Raw genomic sequence first — 20,161 nt, 5'->3', positions numbered from 1 at the left:
TCAGCCGGCATGCAGGGCGGTGCGCAGCGTGCCGACCGCGAGGGTGATCGCGGCCTCGGCGGCGTGGGTCTCGCGCAGCGCGTTGAGCATCACGAAGTCGTGGATGATGCCCTGGAAGCGCACAGCGGTGACGGCGACCCCGGCCTCCCGCAGCTTGTTGGCGTACGCCTCGCCCTCGTCACGCAGGACATCGGCCTCACCGGTGATGACCAGGGCCGGAGGCAGCCCCGTGAGCTGCTCGGCGGTGGCGCGCAGCGGGGAGGCGGTGATCTGGGCGCGCTCGGACTCGTCGGTCGTGTACTGGTCCCAGAACCACTGCATGCCGTCCCGGCGCAGGAAGTACCCGGTGGCGAACTGCCGGTAGGACGGCGTGTCGAAGTTCGCGTCGGTGACCGGGTAGAACAGCACCTGCTGCACCAGCGGCACATCCCCGCGCTGCTTGGCCATCAGCGTCAGCGCCGCGGTCATGTTGCCGCCGACCGAGTCACCGGCCACGGCCATCCGGGACGCGTCCAGACCCTGGGCCGCGCCCTCGGTCACGACCCACCGTGCCACCGTGTAGTTCTGCTCGATGGCCACCGGGTAGCGGGCCTCGGGCGACAGGTCGTACTCGGGGAAGACCACGGCAGCGTTCGCCCCGACCGCCAGCTCCCGCACCAGCCGGTCGTGGGTGTGGGCGTTGCCGAACACCCAGCCCGCGCCATGGATGTAGAGGATCACCGGCAGGGTCCCCTCGGCGCCGGCGGGCCGGACGATCCGGGCCCGGACGCTGCCCGTGGGACCACCGGAGACGGTGACCCACTCCTCGTCGATCGCGGGCTTGTCGATCTGGCCGGACTGCACTTCGTCGACCGCCTTGCGGCCCTCGGCGGGCGGCAGATCGAAGAGGTACGGCGGGTTCGCGGTGGCTTCGGCGAAAGCGGCGGCCGCGGGCTCCAGCACCGGCTGGACCGGCTCGACGGCGTCGGACATGTGACTCTCCCGGGTTGTGCAAGGTGCGCCGGTCTCTCCGGCGGGGCGTCACCACGCTAGGGACGGGAGGGCCGCAGGAATTGTCCCTGAGTGCACCGGCACCCTCCCGACAGTGCATGGACATGCGCTGCTCCCCACAGTGCGGGGAGCCGTACCGGTCCGCCACCGCTGGGTATCGTGGGCCGTCCCGCATGCCGGCAGGTCAGCGGGAGGGGCAGGGGGTAGGGGCACCGCATGACGCCGTCCGGACGCGACGAGCAGCTCACCGTGATCCGCGCGGCCCTCGCGGGCATCCGGAGTGCAGGAACGTCCCTGCTGCTGCGCGGCGACCCCGGTATGGGCAAGACCGCGCTGCTGGAGGAGGCCGGGACGGTCGCTCGCGGCGCCGGACTGCGCGTCCTGCGGATGACCGGTGCGGCGGCGGAGTCCTCGCTCGCCCACGCCGCCCTCCACCAGGTGCTCTGGCCTCTGCTGGAGCACGTACCTGACCTTCCGGCCGGGCAGCGCGACGCCCTGGAGAGTGCGTTGGGCCTCCACGACGGCGCCGCCCCCCACACCGATGCCGTGGCCGGCGCCGCCCTCGCCCTGCTGGCCCGCGCCGCCGCGGACCGGCCCGTCGTGGTCCTCCAGGACGACCTCCAGTGGGCCGACCCGGCGAGCCTCGGCGTCTTCAAGCGACTGCGCCGCCTTACGGCCGCACTGCCGGTGGTGATCATCGGCGCGACCCGGGACCCGGCGGCCGAGGGCGCGATCGACCTCCCTCCCTTGACCGAGATCGAGTCCGAGCGGCTGCTGCGCGCCCTGCATCCCTGGCTCCCCGAAGGGGCGCGCGAGCGGGTGCTGCGGGCGGCCGGCGGCAACCCCCTCGCCCTGCACGAGCTCCCGGCCCGCATCCGCAAAGCGGCCACCGACCATCCCGCCTACCTGGCGGGCCCCCGCACGGCGGGAACCCCCGACCTCTTCGTCGAACTGCCCCTCGGCGAACGGCTCGGACGGCTCTACGAGGACGGCCTGCGCGCCCTCCCGGCGGCGGCCCGGCACCTGCTGCTGGCGGTGGCCCTCGGCGGTCCGCCCGGCCAACACGCCGACCTGGTGCGGAACATGGACTCACGCACCCGGCAGAGCGTCGAGGCCTCGGCGCTCGCCCACCTCGACGGGGACCGCCTCGCCTTCCGCCACCCACTGGTCCGCGCGGGCCTGATCCACCTGGCCACCCCGGGCGAACGCCGCGCCGCCCACCGGCTCCTCGCGGAGTCCTTGCCCGCGACGAGCCCGCACCGGCTCGTGCACCTGGCGGCCGCCGCCGTCGGCACCGACGCCGGACTGGCCGACCTGGTCCACCAGGAGGCCGACCGCATCGCCGCCGAAGGCGAGGACGCGGCGGCGGCACGGCTGATGGGCAGAGCGGCAGGGCTCAGCCCGGACCCGGCGACCCGGTCCGCACGCCTGGTCGCCGCCGCGGTCATGGCCACCCGCGGCGGCCGGATGCGCCTCGCGGCGGAACTCCTCACCGAGGCGGAGACCGAGGCCCGCCCCGGCCGCCCCGAACCGGGCGCCGCGTATGCCTACGTCCTCGCCTGCACCCGCTTCCAGCTCGCGGGCGACCCCTTGCCCACGGTCGAACTGCTGCCCGGGTTCCTGGACGAGGCCGCCGAACTGCGCGACGCCATGCTGCTGTTGCTCCTCCTGGCCGCCGTCCACACCGGCGACGAACGGGCCCGGGCCGCCGTCGAGCGGCACACGGCGGACACCGGCGGGCCGGCCACGCTGTGCCTGCGGGCGTGGACCGGCCCGCATCCCGGTCCGTACGGGGAACTGAGCCGAGCTGTGGGGGAGTTGCCCCGGGACCGGGAGACCGCCACCGCCTGGATCCTGCTGTGGTCTGCTGCCGCCGTCGACGCCGTCGGGGAGCACGACACCCTGCACGGCTGCCTGGCACGCAGTCGCGCCTACGCGCCCCAGGCCTTCCTCGACAGCCTCCGCGCCCACGACGACTACCTGCACGGCCGCTGGGAGGAGTCGCTCGCCCTCTCCCGCCAGGGCGCCGAGACCGCCGCCGCGTACCGGCACGCCCTCAACGAGACCTTGTTCCTGCTGAACACGGCGCAGATCCTCGCCGCTCGCGGGGACCTCACCGGCCTCACCGAGCTGGAGCCCGTCCTCGGCACGGCGGCCCGGGAGCGTCAGCTGCGCCTCGTCGCCGAGCGTTTCCAGGCGCTGAAGGTGCTGGGCGCTCTCGGCCACGGGCGGACGCAGGAGGCGTGGCACCACGCGCGGGCGCTCCCCCCGGCCACCGCGCCCTGGTCCCACCTCTCGCTCGTGGACTGGGTGCAGGCGGCCGTGGACAACGGGCGGCACGACGAGGCGCGGGAGCGGCTGCGCGGCGTCCGGGAGGCGGGGCTCGCCGCCGCCTCGCCGCATCACTCCTTCCTCGTCGCCGTGGCCGAGGCGCTGGTGGCGCAGGACGAGGAACACTTCGCCGCCGTGTACGGCTGTCCCGGATCCGGGAGTTGGCCTTTCCCGCTCGCCCGCGCCCACCTCGCGCACGCTCGTCTGCTTCGCCGCCACGGCCGCCCCGAACAGGCGGCCGCCCACGGCACGGAAGCGCGACGGCTCTTCACCCGCCTCGGCGCCACGCCATGGGCCCGACAGGCCGGCCGGGAGCTGGATCTGGCGGCGGCCGGAAGCGACGCCCGGCTGAGCGCCCAGGAGTTGCGGATCGCCGAACTCGCCGCGGAGGGACTGACCAACCGTCAGATAGGGGAGCGGCTGGGCCTGTCCCCGCGCACTGTCGGCGCCCACCTGTACCGGATCTTTCCCAAGCTGAGCATCACCACCCGGGCCGGAGTCGCTCGCGCGCTTCAACAGAACCGCCGCCCGGCAGCGCCCGCGCCAGAGCCGCCCGCGAAGTGATGCCGAGCTTGGGGAAGATCCGGTACAGATGCGCCGAGATCGTACGCGGGGACAGCCGCAGCTCGGCGCCCACCTCCTTGTTCGTCAGCCCGGTCGCGACCAGCCGGGCGATCCGCAGTTCCTGCGCCGTCAGCACGCCGTCCCCGTCGCGCAGTTCGTCCTCGCACCGCTCGGCCCAGGGAGCGGCTCCCAGTTCCCGGAAGGTGCGGGCCGCGGCGCGCAGCACGTCGTCCGCCTCGGCCCGGCGCCCCTGCCGGCGCAGCCAGGTGCCGTGCCCCAGGCGCAGCCGCGCCAGGTCGAAGACCCACTGACCGGAGCCCGGCACCGCGTAGGCCGCCGCGTAGGCAGCGTCCGCCTTCTCGTCGGTCGCCGTCAGTGCGGCCGCCGCGGCCAGCAGGAAGGCGTGGTGGGCGCTGATCCCGTCCATCCGGGCCGCCTGCCCGGCCGCGACCCGTGCCCGTGCCTCAGCCCGCCGACCGCAGCCGAGGCTCGCCACGACGAAGTCGAAGAACGGCAGATGGAACCAGGTGAGTCCCTCGGGCAGCGCGCCCGGTTCCAGCAGGCCGCGCAGCCGGTCGTACGCCTCCTCGTACCGTCCGTGCGCCAGCGCGGCGAGGGCCTCGAGCCGCTGGAGGTGATCCGTCACGAACCGCATCCGGGCCCGCGCCGCCAAGGGCTCGATCCGGGCCCGTGCCGCGCGCAGCCCCCGCTCGTCGCCGCGTCCGGCCAGGAAGTGGGCGTGGTAGTGCCGGAACAGCAGCGCGTTGCAGTGGTAGCCGAGTTCGTCGGCGGTGTCCGCCTCGCGCAGACAGTCCTCGGCGGTGTTCCATTCGCCGCGCAGGAACGCCTGGTAGCAGCGGGCCTTCGCCACCGACCCCTGGGTGGCGTAGGCGTGGTCCTGGGCGAAGGGGCGGCGCAGGTCCGCGTCGGCCGCGTCCACCGCGGTCGCCGTCCACAGCAGCAGCCACGCCTTCCCGGCCTCGTCCCCGGCGGTCGTACGGGCCACCAGTGCCCGCAGTTCCGCCTCCGCGCCGTGGGCCGTGCGCGGCGGGTCCGCCCAGGCGCGGTGGCAGAGCCGGGCGGCGGGGGACAGGCGTTCCCGGTGCCGTTCGAGGGTCCGCCAGCCGCGCGGGTCGCCGGTGTAGGCGGAGGCCAGCAGCAGCTTGAAGGCCATCTGTTCGACGAGGTCGCCGTACGCCGGGGCACCGGGGGCGGTCAGCGCGTCCAGCGCGTCGGGCAGCAGCTCGAAGGAGGAGGCGAAGTCGACATGGTGGCTCTGGTCGACGTACACCACCGTGTAGGCGAACAGCGGCGCGATGTCCCGCGGCACCGGTGCCCGCTTCAACTCCTCGACCAGCTCCGCCGCGTACGCCAGCCGGCCGCCCCGGGCCGACATCGCCGCCGCCCAGGTCAGTCGGCGGGCCCGGTGAGCGGGGTCGACGCCGAGGGCGGCGGCGCGGTCCAGCAGCAGCGCGCCCTCCGCGTCACCGCCACGCAGGGCGATCCGGGTGCCGGCCTCCTGCAATCGGGCGGCCAGCGTCTCGTCCGGGCCCTCGGCGGCGGACGCCTCGTGCAGCAGCCGGCGGGGATCGTCCTCGCGCAGCCGGTCGGCCAGCGTCCGGTGGGCGGCCCGCCGGTCCGCCTCGGAGGCGGAGGCGATCACGGCACTGCGCACCAGCGGATGCCGGAAGACCAGCCGCCCGGTGTCGTCGAGACGGGCGAGCCCCTCGGCCTCCACCCGGTCCAGCTCCGGCTCGCCGCGGTCGCGTACCGAGCCCGCGGTGCCGTCCAGCGCGGTGAGCAGGAGCAGCCGTGCCGCCTCCGGGGGCAGTGCCCGCAGCCGCCGGGCGAACAGCGCCTCGAGCCGCTGGCCCAGCGGAAGTCGCTCCGGCAGCGGGGCGATGCCCCCGCGGTGCTCGTGCGCCAACTGGCCGGGCAGCTCGGCCAGGGCCAGTGGATTGCCCGCGGCCTCGGTCATCACCCGCTCCGCGGTGACCGCCGCGAGCCCCGGATGCCACTGCCGCAGCAGCGCCCGGGCGTTCTCGTCGGACAGCGCCTCCACGTCCACCGGGTGCGCGGGCCAACCATCCAGCGCGGAGCCCTCCGGCCGACTGGCGCACACCATCACCGCCCGCAGGCCCGCCATCCGCTGGTGCAGGAAGACCAGGACGGCCGCACTGGAGGAGTCCACCCAGTGCAGGTCGTCCACCAGCACCAGCACCGGGCGGTGGCGCGCCTCCTCGGCGAGCAGGGCCAGCGCGGAGGCGCCGACCATGAAGCCGTCCGGGGGCAGCCCTTCCCGTAGCCCGAGAGCCCGTTCCAGGGCGAGGCGCTGGCGCGGGGGCAGCGCCCGTGAGTTCCCCCGCAGCGGCCGCAGCACCTGGCGCAGGACGCCGAAGGCGATGCCCAGCTCCGACTCCCCGCTGGCCGCGCGCAACACGGTGAACCCGGCCCGCCCTGCGCACTCCGCCGTCCAGTCCAGCAGCGCGGTCTTCCCGATGCCGGGGTCACCGCGCAGCACGGTCGCCGAACCGCCCGTTCCGGACCGTGCGTTCTCCAGGGACTCCTCCAGCAGCTGCCGCTCGCGCCGTCGCCCGACGAGCGTCGTGTCGTCCGGTGAGTTCCCCAAGGCCGCCCCTCAGCCACGGGGCCGCGACCGCTCCGCGTGCCCTCGGCACCACGGTGGCAGCGACGGCTTGCCTCACCGCGCAGGGCTCTTGCCCCTGCCCGCACAGCTCGCCGAACCCTCTCTCACCGGCGGTGGAGCGGGCCGCAAGCTGACGTGGAGCACACGCACGGACCAGGGGGCCCCATGAACTCCACACCACAGGACCGCACCATCGGGTTCCTCAGGGTGAGCACGACAGGGGGAGCGGCGGGGACCGTCGCCCACGAACCCGACGCCGGCCACCTCGTGATCGGCCTCCACACCGTCGGCCGGGCCACCTTGATCCGGGACGGGAACCCCGAGCCCTGCCGCCCCGGTGACCTCTTCGTCTGCGCGGGCCCTTTCGTCCTGCACGAGTCCGAGCCCTACACGCTCCATCTCGTACGGCTGCCCCGACGCACGCTCGCGCTCACGGACCGGCAGGAACAGGCGCTGACCGCCCGGGCGCCGTCGGCCGAGGGCCCGGTGGCGCCGCTCCTCGGCGGCGTCCTGCGCGAACTCACGGACGTGCGCGGCGAGCGGGCTGGCCTTCATCTGGCGGGCAGTGTGGCCGAGCTGACGGTTCTGCTGGCCACGGAGGACGGCGGGCCGTGGGAGACGGGGCTGCGGGACAGTGGGCAGGCGTACGGCGGGCTTGGGGATGCCGGGCGGCAGGGCGGTGCTCCGACGCGCGGCGGGCGACGGGACGGTGTTCCGACGCATGGCGGGCGACAGGACGGTGCTTCGGCGCACGGAGGGCAGCAGCGGGAGGACTTGGTGCGGCGGGTGCGGGCGCATGTCGACGCGCATCTGTGGGACCGGCGGCTGACGCCCGCGAGCGTGGCGGCCGCGCAGCACATCTCGGTGCGCTACCTGCACCGGCTCTTCGAGGGCCAGGGCAGCACGATCGGCCGATGGATCCAGCACCGCCGCCTGGAGGAGGCCCGGCGGGAGTTGGCCCGGCCCGGGCGGGCCGACCTCACGGTGTCGGCGGTGGCACGACGCTGGGGCTTCGCCAGCGCCACGCACTTCAGCCGCAGCTTCCGCGCCGCGTACGGGATGTCCCCGAGCGACTGGCGGGACGGCCGGATCCACCCATCGAGCTGACACCGTGCCCCGGACCGGTCCGCCGGTACGTGGCCCACGCTGACGCCGATCCGGACCGTCTGCCGCGTCAACCCTCCGAGACTGCCGTGCGGCTTGCCACCGGGGGTCGGCCTGGCTGGCGGTCCGGGTCCGCCGGTCACTGCCGCCGAGGCGGCAAGCTCCACCCGCCGGTTCGCGTCGCAGGCTGCATCCGCACCCGCCGGGGTCGGTCCGCGCGGCCGCGGGTCAAGTTGTTTCCGGTGCTGCCGGGTTCGGTCTCCGCGGCTGGGGGTGGGGTGGTCTCCGGGGCTTCTGGGTTAGGTGTGTGCGGCTGGGGGTTGGGTGGTCTCCGGGGCTTCTGGGGTCGGCTGCGCGGCTGGGGGTCGGGTGGTCTCCGGGGCTTCTGGGTTCGGCTGCGCGGCTGGGGGTCGGGTGGTCACCGGGACTTCTGGGGTAGTTGTGCGCGGCTGCGGGTCAGGTCGTCTCCGGTGCCCGCCGGGTCCGGTCCCCGCGGCTACGGGCCAGTGGTCTCCGGTGCCCGCCGGGTCCGGTCCCCGCTGCTATGGGCCAGGGGTCTCCGGTGCTGCTGGGTCCGGTCCCCCGGCTGCGGGTTGGACGGTCCCCGGTGCCCGCTGAGTCCGGGCTCCGCGACTGCAGGTCAGGCCGGTCTAGGCTGCCCGCCGGGTTCGGGCTCCCCGGCCGGGCTCAGGGTCTCCGCCACCGTAAATTCCGCGCTCAGGGCGATTCCGCGTTCGCGGTTTTCCGCCACTGTTGGGGTGAGCAGCCGTGGACCGCTTTGAAGGCGCGGCTGAAGTGCGCCGCGCTGCCGAAGCCCCAGCGGGCCGCCACCACCGCGATGGAGGGGCTGACCCTGCCGCGTCGGCTCAGTTCCCGCGCACACTGTTCGACCCGCATCCGCTGGATCAGCCGGCCCACCGTGATCCCCTCGCCCTCGAACAGGCGGTGCAGGTAGCGCACCGAGATCAGATGCGCCCGCGCGATGCGTTCGGCGGACAGGTCGGGGTCGCCCAGATGGCGCTCGACGTAGAGGCGCACGGCGAGGCGCAGATGCGACTGACCCGGCTGCCCCGGTCCGTCGGCCTCCTCGGCGAGCTCGTCGACGAGACCCGCCACCAGGTCGGTGATCATGCCGCCGAGCCGCTCACCCACCAGGGCGGGCAACCGGGCGGCCGTCTCGTCCAGGTGCCGAAGCACGAGCGTCAACGGGCCCGTCGACGACGTGAGCGGGCGCGCGGTCGCGGACCGCAGCGAGGCCGCCGGGACATGCAGCGCGTGGCCGGGCAGACGGAACAGCAGCAGCCGCGCCGCCCGGTCCCGCAGGCGTACACCGAAGGCACGGCGCAGATCGAGCACGGACATCTGCCCGCTCTCCAGGCAGATCGTGCGGCCGTCCTGGGACACCTCCACGGTCCCCGAGCGAGGTACCACCAGGGCCACCGCGGGTTCCGCGTCCCCGGCCGCGGGCCGTCGCCGCAACCGCAGCGGCCCCGCCACGCAGGTGACCATGCGCACGTAGCCGAAGTGATGCAGCGTCACGAACCCGTCGACGCGGTCGTCCTGCTCCGTCTCCTCGGCCTCGACCGGCGCGAGCCAAGCCGACAGCGCGGCCGTCACCCCGCTACCCGGCGCGAGGGTCGTCCCGGACAGAGCGTTCACGAAGGCCCCTTTCAGGCGTTCTGCGGTGGGGAGGTGTTCCCCGGTCCTTGACACGAGTCTGTGGCGACCCTGTGCGGGGGCATTAGGTCAAATGACTGCACTTCCCGTGCGCGGCGCGCGAAGTGTGCACGCAGCGGCACGGATCGGTGCCAGAACGTCGCTCGTGCGCCTGTCCGCGGCCTCTAGGCTGTGCACTCGTTATCGCCCCCCCACGCCCAGGAGCTCCGGTGGTTGACGACGTTCGCGCCGCGCAGCGGGAGCCTGTCCTGGAACGGCCGGCACGGGACTTTCTCCGGCGGCATCCCTGGCCGGACTCCCGGGCGCACATGGCCGCCCTGTGGAACGGCGACGGCGCAGAGGAGCCCGATGTCGAGGAGGAGTGGCTGGCCCTGCCCGGTGACGGCGGCCGCAGGATCCGGGTGCGCATCCTGCGCCCGGCGGGCAGCGGTGAGGACCTGCCGGTGGTGCTGTACCTGCACGGCCTCGGCTGGATGCTGACCGACGCCCACGCGCACCGGCGCCTCCTGGCCGATCTGGTCCTCGGCGCGGACGCCGCCGTCGTCGTGCCCGAGTACGACCTGCCGGAGGACGCCCGATACCCGGGCGCCGTCGAACGGGCGCACACCATCGTCCGCTGGCTGGCTCGGCACGGTGAGGAATGGCGCCTGGACGGCACCAGGCTGGCGGTCGTGGGCGCCAGCGCGGGCGCCCACCAGGCCGCCGCCCTCACCCTCGTGGCGCGAGAGCGCGGCGGACCGGACTTCCGCCACCAGGTGCTGGTCTGCCCCGTGACCGACGCGGCGATGGACACCCCCTCCTACCGCCAGTTCGCCACCGGGTACTTCCTGAGCCGGGCCGCCATGTCGGCCTACTGGCGGCGGTACGCGCCCGACCCGGAATCCCGGAAGCGGGCCACCGTCTCACCGCTGCGCGCCACCGGCGACACGCTGCGCGGGCTGCCGCCGGCGCTCGTCCTCACCGCGGAGGCCGATGTGCTGCGCGACGAGGGAGAGGCGTACGCGGCGGGGCTGCGGGCGGCGGACGTCCCGGTCGTGTGCGTGCGGTACCACGGCACGATCCACGGGTTCGTGCTCTTCGACCGGTTGCGCGACACGGACGCGTCCAGGGCGGCACGGATCCAGGTGACGGACACCTTGCACGCCGCCCTGCACTCCGTGTGAGTCAGACGCTCCGGCTCCGGTTCGCCCGCCACTCGCTCGGCGTCACCCCGTACGCCGCCTGGAAGCGGCGGCTGAAGTGGCTGGGGCTGCTGAACCCGCAGCGCGTGGCCACGGCGGCGACGGTGAGCCGGTCGTAGCGTGTGGAGGCCAGCATCCGGTGTGCCTTCGCGAGCCGTTCGGTGATCAGCCACTGCTCCAGGCTGATATCGGCCGCGCTGAGCAGGAGATAGAGCCCGCGCACCGAGACGGCGTGCTCGGCCGCGATCCGCTCGGGCGTCAGCGAGCGGTCCGCGAGGTGCCGGCGGGCGTAGGCCATGACGCGGGTGAGGAGGGTGTCGTCCATGACCGAGCGGACCGGTTCGCTGTCCTCGGCGTGTGCGGCGGACAGCAGAAGCGCCCGGACGAGCTCGGTGGTGGCGTTGGCCAGCGCCTCGGCGCCGGGGTCGCTCTGCAGTCGGCCCGGATCCCGGAACACCGTCCGCAGATGGTTCAGGACGAGGTCGTGCATCGGGCTCGCGCGAAGTCGCAGCGAGGCCTTCTCCACCGTGTCCACGGGGACGTCGAGGCGGTTCATGTCGATCATCATCGAGTGGGAGGCACCGTCGCCGGACCAGCCGTAGTTGCGGACCGACAGCTCGTGGAACACGCAGATGTCGTCGGGGCCCAGCAGTCGGCGCCGGCCGGCCACCTCGGCGCGGTGGGTGCCCTCGGGCTGGAGCGAGACGGCCACCACCGGATGGCTCCGATGGTGGTGCACATGACGCTCGGTCCGCCTCACCTCGAAGCCCGAGCTGCGGGCGGACAGCAGAGCGAGGTCGCCCACCTGCCAAAGGTGCAGGCGCGCGTGCATGCCCGTCTCGGGTTCCTCGTGGAGCACGTCGTTGGGCACCAGATCGTTCGTCAGGGCATGGCGGAATGCCTCTGGCCGCTCGCGAGGCGGCACTGTCGCAAGATCCAAGAGCAGCACGGACCCCCCAATACAGCTGTGCTTGTGGGCCATTCTGCACGGATTCGAGGCCGTCTGGTGATCGGATAAGATCCGCCGAGTGAATGCCTACTGGCACGTCGTTCTGCCGCCGCTCCGCGCCTGACGGGCGCGGACACCTGCGGCTCGATTCCCGGCCCCGACCGGCCTGAGGGCGGTCCAGGGCTCGTGTCGTGCGCCCGTTTCGAATCGACTCCCAGACGCATTCGACGACGGAAGACCACACGACAGTGCCGAACCGCATTTCTTCGCTGACTCCCGCGCGCCCGGCCGTTTTCGGCCGGCGCCCCACCCGTTCCCGGTTCCTGGGCGGTCCCGCCCCCATCCTCGCCTCGGCGGTGCTGTGGGGCACGACCGGCACCGCGAGTTCGCTGGCCCCGGCCGGCGCCCCGGCGGCCGCCATCGGCTGCGCCGGACTCACCCTGGGCGGAATCCTGCTGTTCCTCACCTCCGGCGGCGCGCTCACGCTGCTGTCCGCCTGCACGCGCCGTGAGCGGGGGCTGCTGCTCCTCGGCGTACTGGCGGTGGCCGGGTACCCGGTGACCTTCTACCCGGCGGTGGCGTCCACCGGCGTGGCCGTGGCCACGGTGATCGCGCTGGGCGGCGCGCCCGTCTTCGCCGGACTGCTCGCCTGGATCACCGGACAGGCCCGGCCCACCGCACGCTGGACGGCCGCCACCGCGGCCGCCGTACTGGGCTGCGCGCTGCTGGTGATGGGCCCCGGGCTCACGGGCCACGCCACGCCGGCCGACCCGACGGGCATCGCGCTCGCCGCGGCGGCCGGACTGTCTTACGCCGCCTACTCGTTGATCGGCGGCGGGCTCATCGGCCGAGGACACTCCTCGGACGCGGTGATGGGCGTCCTGTTCGGCGCCGCCGGGCTGCTCGTGCTGCCCGTCGTCCTGTTCGCCGGCACCGCGTGGCTCGTCACCGGCCGGGGTGCGGCGGTGTCCGGGTATCTCGCCCTGTTCACCGTGTACCTGGCCTACCGGCTGTTCGGGCGCGGACTGCGCCGTACGTCCGCGTCCGTGGCCACCGCACTGACGCTGGCCGAGCCCGCGGTGGCGGCGGTCCTGGGTGTCAGCGTGCTCGGCGAACGCCTCCCGGCCGCGTCCTGGGGCGGACTGGCCGTCCTGGCGGGCGCACTGGTCCTGCTGACCTTGCCTGCCTAGCGGGCGAGGGGACCGGCGGGCGCGGCCCGCGTCCGCCGGTCCGGCGGTCGATCCTCGTTCCGGGGACAGCCGTTGACGTCGATTCGGCGACGCCGTCGATGATGCGAGCGGCACCCGGGCCTTCGTCGTCCTGGAGACCTTCTCCGAACGCCCCGTAGCGGCGTGCCGATCATCAAGAAGTGCGCCGACAACGGCCGCCTGCGGTGGCTGAACCGGTCAGGATCGGAGAAGCGTGCGCCGCGCGGCCCTGGCTAGCGTGGCGGCCATGGACATCACCATCAACGCCAGCTTCCTTCCGCACACCGACCCCGAGGCCTCCCTGGCCTTCTACCGCGACATCCTCGGCTTCGAGGTCCGCAAGGACGTCGGCCAGGGCGCGATGCGCTGGATCACCGTCGGGCCCGTCGGACAGCCCGACACCTCGATCGTGCTCACGCCGCCCGCCGCCGACCCCGCCGTCTCCGAGGAGGAGCGCCGCACCATCACCGAGATGATGGACAAGGGCACCTACGGCCTCGTCCTGCTCGCCGCCGCCGACGTCGACGCCACCTTCGACCGGCTCCAGGCCACCGACGCCGAGGTCGTCCAGGAACCCGTCGACCAGCCGTGGGGCAGCCGCGACTGCGCTTTCCGCGACCCTTCGGGCAACATGATCCGCATCCAGCAGCAGGCCTGACGGGCGTCGCCGTTTCTCGCGGCGATCAAGCAGCCCTTCGATTACTGTTCGAAGCCGGTCGGATCCGGCCAGGCGACCCCGAGGAGACGGAGACACGATGAGCAGGGCCACCAGGAAAGACACACCGTCGCCCGAGCCGCACGTCGCCGACAGCCACGACCTGATCCGCGTGCACGGCGCCCGCGAGAACAATCTCAAGGACGTCGACATCGAGATCCCCAAGCGCCGGCTGACGGTGTTCACCGGCGTGTCGGGCTCCGGCAAGAGCTCTCTGGTGTTCGACACGATCGCCGCCGAGTCGCAGCGGCTGATCAACGAGACCTACCCCGCCTTCGTGCAGGGCTTCATGCCGAACCTGGCCCGCCCCGAGGTCGACGTGCTGGACGGTCTGACCACCGTGATCAGCGTCGACCAGCAGCGCATGGGCGCCGACCCGCGCTCCACGGTCGGCACCGCCACCGACGCCAACGCCATGCTGCGCATCCTCTTCAGCCGCCTCGGCAAGCCGCACATCGGCCCGCCCAGCGCGTACTCCTTCAACACGGCCTCGGTGAAGGCGAGCGGCGCGATCACCGTGCAGCGCGGCGACAAGACCAAGGCCGAGAAGGCGACCTTCGAGCGCACGGGCGGCATGTGCACCCACTGCGAGGGCCGCGGCAAGGTCTCCGACATCGACCTCACGCAGCTCTACGACGACTCCAAGTCGATCGCCGAGGGCGCGTTCACCATCCCCGGCTGGAAGTCGGACAGCCAGTGGACCGTCGGCCTCTACGCCCAGTCCGGGTTCCTCGACCCGAACAAGCCGATCCGCAGGTTCACCAAGAAGGAGATGCACGCCTTCCTCTACGGCGAGCCGACCAAGGTCAAGGTCAACGGCATCAACCTCACCTACGAAGGCCTCATCCCGAAGATCCAGAAGTCCTTCCTGTCCAAGGACAAGGAGGCGATGCAGCCGCACATCCGCGCCTTCGTGGAGCGCGCCGTCACCTTCACCACCTGCCCCGAGTGCGACGGCACCCGGCTCAGTGAGGGCGCCCGGAACTCGAAGATCAAGCGCATCTCCATCGCCGACGCCTGCGCGATGGAGATCCGCGACCTGGCGGAGTGGGTGCGCGGTCTCAAGGAGCCCTCGGTGGCCCCGCTGCTCACCGCGCTCCAGCAGACCCTCGACTCGTTCGTGGAGATCGGTCTCGGCTACCTCGCCCTCGACCGGCCCTCGGGCACCCTGTCCGGCGGCGAGGCCCAGCGCGTGAAGATGATCCGCCACCTCGGGTCCTCGCTCACGGACGTCACCTACGTCTTCGACGAGCCCACCATCGGTCTGCACCCCCACGACATCCAGCGGATGAACAACCTGCTCCAGCGGCTGCGCGACAAGGGCAACACCGTGCTGGTCGTGGAGCACAAGCCGGAGGCCATCGCGATCGCCGACCACATCGTCGATCTGGGCCCCGGCGCCGGATCGGCCGGCGGAACCGTCTGCTTCGAGGGCACCCTGGAGGACCTGCGCTCCTCCGGCACCGTCACCGGCCGCCACCTCGACGACCGCGCCGCCCTCAAGGACGAGGTGCGCAAGTCCACCGGCGCCCTGGAGATCCGCGGCGCGAGCGCCAACAACCTCCGGGACGTGGACGTCGACATCCCGCTCGGCGTGCTGACCGTCATCACCGGAGTCGCGGGCTCTGGCAAGAGCTCGCTGGTGCACGGCTCGATCCCCGCCGCCGAGGGCGTGGTCTCCGTCGACCAGAGCCCCATCCGCGGCTCCCGGCGCAGCAACCCGGCGACGTACACCGGGCTGCTCGAACCGATCCGCAAGGCCTTCGCGAAGGCCAACGGCGTCAAGCCCGCCCTGTTCAGCGCCAACTCCGAGGGCGCCTGCCCCACATGTAACGGCGCCGGCGTCATCTACACCGACCTGGCGATCATGCAGAGCGTCGCGACCCCGTGCGAGGACTGCGAGGGCAAGCGGTTCCAGGCCTCGGTGCTGGAGTACCACCTCGGCGGCCGGGACATCAGCGAGGTGCTCGGGATGTCGGTGACCGAGGCGGAGGAGTTCTTCGGCTCCGGCGACGCACGCACCCCGGCCGCGCACGCCATCCTCAGCCGGCTCGCCGACGTCGGCCTCGGCTACCTCACCCTCGGCCAGCCGCTGACCACGCTGTCCGGCGGTGAGCGCCAGCGGCTGAAGCTGGCCACGCACATGGCCGACAAGGGCGGGGTCTACGTCCTCGACGAGCCGACCACCGGTCTGCACCTCGCCGACGTCGAGCAACTGCTCGGCCTGCTCGACCGGCTCGTGGACGCCGGCAAGTCGGTCATCGTCATCGAGCACCACCAGGCCGTCATGGCCCACGCGGACTGGATCATCGACCTCGGCCCGGGCGCGGGACACGACGGCGGCAAGGTCGTCTTCGAGGGCACGCCCGCCGACCTGGTCGCCGCCCGCTCCACCCTCACCGGTGAGCACCTCGCGGAGTACGTCGGGGCCTGACCCGGGACCGGCCGGAGGTCACAGGGCCTTGCGGCCGGGCTCGCCGCCGTCCGAGGCGACGACGGTGCGGCGGGGGGAGGCGAGGACGGCCCTCTTCACCGCCGCGTCGTCGAGGTCGGGGGCGGTCAGGCCTTCGGCCGCGCTCAGACGCCGCCGTCCGAGGCGACGACGGTGCGGCGGGGGGAGGCGAGGACGGCCCTCTTCACCGCCGCGTCGTCGAGGTCGTGGGCGGTCAGGCCTTCGGCCGCGCTCAGACGCCGCCGTCCGAGGCGACGACGGTGCGGGGTCGCGGGACGGGTCGGTGGACGGGTCAGTGGACGGAGAACCCGCCGTCCACGAAGAGCGCCTGGCCGGTGACATACGCGGAGGCCGCACTCGCGAGGAAGACCGCCGCCCCCGCGAAGTCCTCCGCCAGACCGTTGCGGCCGACCATCGTGCGGGCGGCGAGCGCCGTCACCTTCTCGGGGTCGGACTGCAGCCGCTGGTTCAGCGGTGTCAGCACGAATCCCGGGACCAGCGTGTTGCAGGTGACGCCGTGCGGCGACCAGGCCTCCGCCTGCGAGCGGGCCAGCGACTCCAGCGCGCCCTTGGAGACGCCGTAGGCGCCGCTCTGCACGAACGCGCGGTGCGCCTGCTGTGAGGTGATGTGGATGATCCGCCCGAAGCCCCGCTCGGCCATCCCTGGCCCGAACCGGCGGCCCAGCAGATAGGGCGCCTCCAGGTTCACCGCCATCGTCGCGTCCCAGACGTCCTCGTCCAGTTCGCCCATCGGCGGCCGCAGGTTGATCCCCGCGCAGTTGACGAGGATGTCGGGCTCCCCGAACACCTCGGCCGCCGCCTCCGCCCCCGCCCGTACGCCCTCACGGGTGCTCAGATCGGCGCTCACCCAGGCGGCCCGGCAGCCCTCGGCCGTCAACTCCTCGACCGTCGCCGCCAGTTCCGCCTCCTTGCGGGCGACGACCACGACATTCGCCCCGGCCCGTGCGAGCGCCCCCGCGATCGCACGCCCGATGCCGGAGCTGCCGCCGGTCACCAGGGCGACCCGGCCGTCGAGGGAGAACAGTTCGGAGAGATAGGCCTGCGACGTCATGGCCGCACCCTAGATCATCGGATCAGAACGCGCGCTCGAGCAGGTCCAGCAGCGCGGCCCAGTGCCGCTCGTCGGCCTCCTTGTCGTACGCGGCGGTGTCGGCCTGGGTGAACCCGTGCTGCGCGCCCGGATAGACCTCGCAGCGGTGCCGTACGCCCGCCGCCGTCAGCGCGTTCTCCAGGCGCCGGATCTGTTCCACGGGCAGCGAGGGGTCCTGGTCGGCGTGTCCGAAGTACAGCTCCGCGGTGACGCGTTCGGCGACCAGGTGCGGGCTGTCCGGGGTCTCGGTGGCCAGTCGCCCGCCGTGGAAACCGGCCGCCGCCGCGACCCGCTCCGGATAGGTGCCGGCCGTCAGCAGGGAGAGCCGGGCGCCCATGCAGTAGCCGGTCGTCGCGACCGGACCGTCGGCGACGAGGGGGCTGGCGGCCAGCCAGTCCAGATAGGCGCCCGCGTCTCGCATCGCGGGCTCCGGCGTCAGGGAGTGGATGATCGGCCCGAGCCGCTCGAAGATGTCCGGACGGGCCGCGGGATCGATGAACTCGGGCAAGTCGACGACTGGGCTGCGCCCGTGACGGTAGAACACGTTCGGCACCAGGACGGTGTGACCGGCCTGGGCGATCCGGTCGGCCATGCCCCGCAGTCGCGGCCGGATCCCGAACGCGTCCATGTAGAGCAGGACCCCGGGACGGGGGGCTCCGTCACCCGGGTGCACCAGATAGGCGTCGGCGGTTCCGTCCGCGGTGACGATGTCGACGGACGTTCCCTGTACGGCGGTCACGTGGGGTTCGCCTCCTGTGTGGGGAGTTCGGCGACGGCCATCGTGGCACGCGTCGCCGAAAGCCCCGAGGCCGACCCTCGCGCCCTCACTCGAAGCGTGCGGTGTCCCCGGCGCCCCGCCGTACGATCTCGGCCTCGCCACCGGAGAAGTCGATGACCGTGGTGGGCTCGGTGCCGCATTCCCCGGAGTCGACGACCGCGTCCAGCACGTGGTCGAGGCGGTCCTTGATCTCCCAGCCCTGCGTCAACGGCTCGTCCTCGTCCGGCAGCAGCAGCGTGCTGGACAGCAGGGGCTCGCCGAGCTCCGCGAGGAGCGCCTGGGTGACGATGTGGTCGGGGATGCGCACGCCGACCGTCTTCTTCTTCGGGTGCTGGAGCATGCGCGGGACCTCCCGCGTGGCGGGCAGGATGAAGGTGTAACTGCCCGGCGTGGAGGCCTTGATCGCGCGGAACACGTCGTTGTCCACCCGCACGAACTGCCCGAGCTGCGCGAAGTCCTGGCACACGAGCGTGAAGTGGTGCCGGTCGTCGAGACGGCGGATCGCCCGGATCCGCTCCATGCCGTCCTTGCTGCCGAGCCGGCAGCCCAGGGCGTAGCAGGAGTCCGTCGGGTACGCGATCAGCGCGTCGGCACGGACGCTGTCGGCGACCTGGGAGACGACACGCGGCTGGGGATTGTCGGGGTGCACATCGAAGTACTTCGCCATCCGTCGAGCGTATGCCCTGCGAGCCCGCACGCCGCACGCGGCAGGCCCGCCGCACCGACCTGAGCAACCGGCGTGGCCTCCGGTGGCGCCGCCCCGGCCTGCCGTCAAGGGCGCCCGCACCGCCGTACCCGAGGTGCCTGAAGCCCGGGGCGCTGGGCACTCGTCCTGGCTGTGAGCGTCGGCTGCCGGTCCGGCCGGTGTGCGGTAACGTCCCGGACCGGTACGTCGAGAACGGGACGAAGGGTGAGGAAGGCCGAAGGTGGCTGGCCAAGAGGATGCCGACGGGCGGGCGTGGGAGCGGGAGCTGCTGGAACTGCTGCGGCCGGGCGCGCAGCGGGTCCGGCGGGTCGTCGAGTGGCTCGGCGACGCCGTCGGCGGCACGGCCTGTCTGCAGGACGACAGCGGTACCGTGCGTGCCGGAACGCCCCTGGACAGCGGTCCGTTCGCGGACTTGCTGGGGGACATCGCGACGGGCCGGATCGCCTCCGCCGCGTGGGAGGGGCCGGGCCGGCATCTGCGGCTCGTGCGGGTGACGGCGCGTGCGGGTGTGCTGGCCGTGTCCCGTACGGAGGCCTTCGACCGGCGCGCCTCCGAGATCGTCACGCACACCGTCCATGTCCTCGAAGTGCTGCTCAGGGCCGAGGAGTCGGCCTTCGCCGGGCGCCGTCTCGAGCGGGCCACCTCCGATCTGCGGCTGGCCATCCTGCAGCTGCTGATGGTGGAGGACACCATCGCCGCCCGCCGGGTCGCCGCGGGCCTGTGGCCGGGACTGCTGGACACGGACACCACCTGCGTCTACGTCGTGGAAAGCCATCCCGAGGAACGTGACCGGCTCGCCGAGGAGTGCCGGGACGTGACCGGGGAGCAGGCGCTGGTCGTGCGCTGCCCGGCGATGGAAGGGCACGTCATCGTGGTGACGCCCCGGGACAGCGTGGCCGGAGCGCTGCGCTCCCTGATCGGGTCCCACCCGCGTGTCTACCTCGGCGGCAGCGCCCGGCAGAACCTGGCCAGGACCGCCACCGCCTACGGACAGGCGGTCAGTGCGCTGGCCCTGGCCCGCTTCAGGCCGGACCAGGCGGCGGTGTACGCCGAGCGCAGCCACCCCGAGCGCATGATGGAGCCCGCGGCCCTGCGCGGCTGGACGGCCCGGGTGCTGCGTCCCCTGGAGGGTCTGTCCCACCACACCCGCGCGGAACTGCTGGCCACGACCCGTCTGGGCCTGGAGTTCACCGCCGTCAGCGCGGCGAAGGTCCTCGGCGTCAGCCGCAACACGGTCCGGGCCCGGATGGAGCGGGTGGAGGGCCTGCTGGGCACCGATCTCGCCGACCTCACCGCTCGTGCGGTCGTCCATCTCGCCCTCAACGCGCAGGAGAGCCTGGAGCACGACCCGGGCGACGGGGCCGCCGTGCCCGCCGACCTCGGAGCGCTGCTGACCGGACCCGCGCTGCGGGCCTGGGCGAACGACCTGCTGGCCCGGCTGGACGCCGACGCCCGGGACCTGCGCCGCACCCTGCGTACCTGGATCGCGGTCGGCGGCAACGCCGAACGCGCCGCGCAGACTCTGGGCGTGCACGCCCAGACCGTGCGCGAGCACGTCCGCGCCGCGGAGCCGATCCTGGAGCGGCAGCTCCTCGCCGGGGGCGGCGATCTGTACGAGGTCGTGCTCGCTCATCTGGCGGTCGGGGACCTCGATCAGCCCGTCCTGCACGGAGTGAAGGGGGGCGAACCGGACTCGCTTGTGCACAGGTGAGCCCCGAACGCCCCGCAGCTGGGCATCGACACGGTTC

At 73.3% G+C, this 20,161-nt stretch carries 14 protein-coding genes; 7 read left to right on the top strand and 7 right to left on the bottom strand.

What is annotated here, in order from left to right:
* Positions 1–972 (bottom strand): alpha/beta hydrolase, encoded by a 972-nt coding sequence (locus ACWDRW_RS11145; protein ID WP_451722120.1) that lies wholly within the window; start codon positions 970–972, stop codon positions 1–3.
* Between the two features lie 234 nt (positions 973–1,206).
* On the opposite strand from ACWDRW_RS11145, the gene ACWDRW_RS11140 reads away from it, so the two are divergent.
* Positions 1,207–3,885, top strand: coding sequence for an AAA family ATPase (locus ACWDRW_RS11140; protein WP_451722119.1), 2,679 nt, complete (start codon positions 1,207–1,209; stop codon positions 3,883–3,885).
* Here ACWDRW_RS11140 and ACWDRW_RS11135 read toward each other — a convergent pair.
* Positions 3,803–6,514 (bottom strand): AAA family ATPase, encoded by a 2,712-nt coding sequence (locus tag ACWDRW_RS11135; protein ID WP_451722117.1) that lies wholly within the window; start codon positions 6,512–6,514, stop codon positions 3,803–3,805. The two genes, ACWDRW_RS11140 and ACWDRW_RS11135, sit on opposite strands and share 83 nt — an antisense overlap.
* 183 nt (positions 6,515–6,697) lie before the next feature.
* Between ACWDRW_RS11135 and ACWDRW_RS11130 the strand changes: the two genes are divergently transcribed.
* Entirely contained in the window at positions 6,698–7,639 is a 942-nt protein-coding gene (locus tag ACWDRW_RS11130; protein ID WP_451722116.1) for an AraC family transcriptional regulator, read from the top strand.
* 714 nt (positions 7,640–8,353) lie between these two features.
* On the opposite strand, the gene ACWDRW_RS11125 is transcribed toward ACWDRW_RS11130, so the two are convergent.
* Positions 8,354–9,295, bottom strand: coding sequence for a helix-turn-helix domain-containing protein (locus tag ACWDRW_RS11125; RefSeq protein WP_451722115.1), 942 nt, complete (start codon positions 9,293–9,295; stop codon positions 8,354–8,356).
* A 227-nt stretch (positions 9,296–9,522) separates the two neighbouring features.
* On the opposite strand from ACWDRW_RS11125, the gene ACWDRW_RS11120 reads away from it, so the two are divergent.
* Positions 9,523–10,476 (top strand): alpha/beta hydrolase, encoded by a 954-nt coding sequence (locus tag ACWDRW_RS11120; RefSeq protein ID WP_451722114.1) that lies wholly within the window; start codon positions 9,523–9,525, stop codon positions 10,474–10,476.
* 1 nt (position 10,477) lies between these two features.
* Here ACWDRW_RS11120 and ACWDRW_RS11115 read toward each other — a convergent pair whose 3' ends face one another.
* Complete coding sequence (locus tag ACWDRW_RS11115) at positions 10,478–11,476, bottom strand: AraC-like ligand-binding domain-containing protein (protein ID WP_451722112.1); 999 nt, start codon at positions 11,474–11,476, stop codon at positions 10,478–10,480.
* A 215-nt stretch (positions 11,477–11,691) separates the two neighbouring features.
* On the opposite strand from ACWDRW_RS11115, the gene ACWDRW_RS11110 reads away from it, so the two are divergent.
* The 3 genes from ACWDRW_RS11110 to ACWDRW_RS11100 all read left to right on the top strand — a co-directional run bounded on the left by ACWDRW_RS11110 (position 11,692) and on the right by ACWDRW_RS11100 (position 15,800).
* Positions 11,692–12,633 carry an EamA family transporter gene (locus tag ACWDRW_RS11110; protein WP_451722111.1) on the top strand — a complete coding sequence of 314 codons (942 nt, stop codon included), beginning with the start codon at positions 11,692–11,694 and terminating at the stop codon, positions 12,631–12,633.
* Between the two features lie 265 nt (positions 12,634–12,898).
* The gene (locus ACWDRW_RS11105; RefSeq protein WP_451722110.1) at positions 12,899–13,309 is read left to right on the top strand and encodes a VOC family protein; all 411 of its coding nucleotides are present in this window, start codon (positions 12,899–12,901) and stop codon (positions 13,307–13,309) included.
* A gap of 97 nt (positions 13,310–13,406) precedes the next feature.
* Positions 13,407–15,800, top strand: coding sequence for an ATP-binding cassette domain-containing protein (locus tag ACWDRW_RS11100; protein WP_451722109.1), 2,394 nt, complete (start codon positions 13,407–13,409; stop codon positions 15,798–15,800).
* A 310-nt stretch (positions 15,801–16,110) separates the two neighbouring features.
* Here the strand turns inward: ACWDRW_RS11100 and ACWDRW_RS11095 are convergent, their stop codons facing one another.
* The 3 genes from ACWDRW_RS11095 to ACWDRW_RS11085 form a co-directional block, all read right to left on the bottom strand.
* Positions 16,111–16,890 (bottom strand): SDR family NAD(P)-dependent oxidoreductase, encoded by a 780-nt coding sequence (locus ACWDRW_RS11095; protein ID WP_451722107.1) that lies wholly within the window; start codon positions 16,888–16,890, stop codon positions 16,111–16,113.
* Between the two features lie 22 nt (positions 16,891–16,912).
* Positions 16,913–17,668, bottom strand: a complete 756-nt coding sequence (locus ACWDRW_RS11090) for a dienelactone hydrolase family protein (RefSeq protein ID WP_451722105.1) — start codon at positions 17,666–17,668, stop codon at positions 16,913–16,915.
* An 85-nt stretch (positions 17,669–17,753) separates the two neighbouring features.
* Positions 17,754–18,374, bottom strand: a complete 621-nt coding sequence (locus ACWDRW_RS11085; RefSeq protein ID WP_451722104.1) for an L-threonylcarbamoyladenylate synthase — start codon at positions 18,372–18,374, stop codon at positions 17,754–17,756.
* A gap of 259 nt (positions 18,375–18,633) precedes the next feature.
* Here ACWDRW_RS11085 and ACWDRW_RS11080 point away from each other — a divergent pair, with 259 nt between their 5' ends.
* Positions 18,634–20,124, top strand: coding sequence for a helix-turn-helix domain-containing protein (locus ACWDRW_RS11080; RefSeq protein ID WP_451722102.1), 1,491 nt, complete (start codon positions 18,634–18,636; stop codon positions 20,122–20,124).
* The last annotated feature ends 37 nt before the right edge of the window (positions 20,125–20,161 follow it).

The organism is Streptomyces sp. NPDC003635 (assembly GCF_053587635.1).
This window is presented reverse-complemented; position numbering and strand designations above follow the sequence as displayed.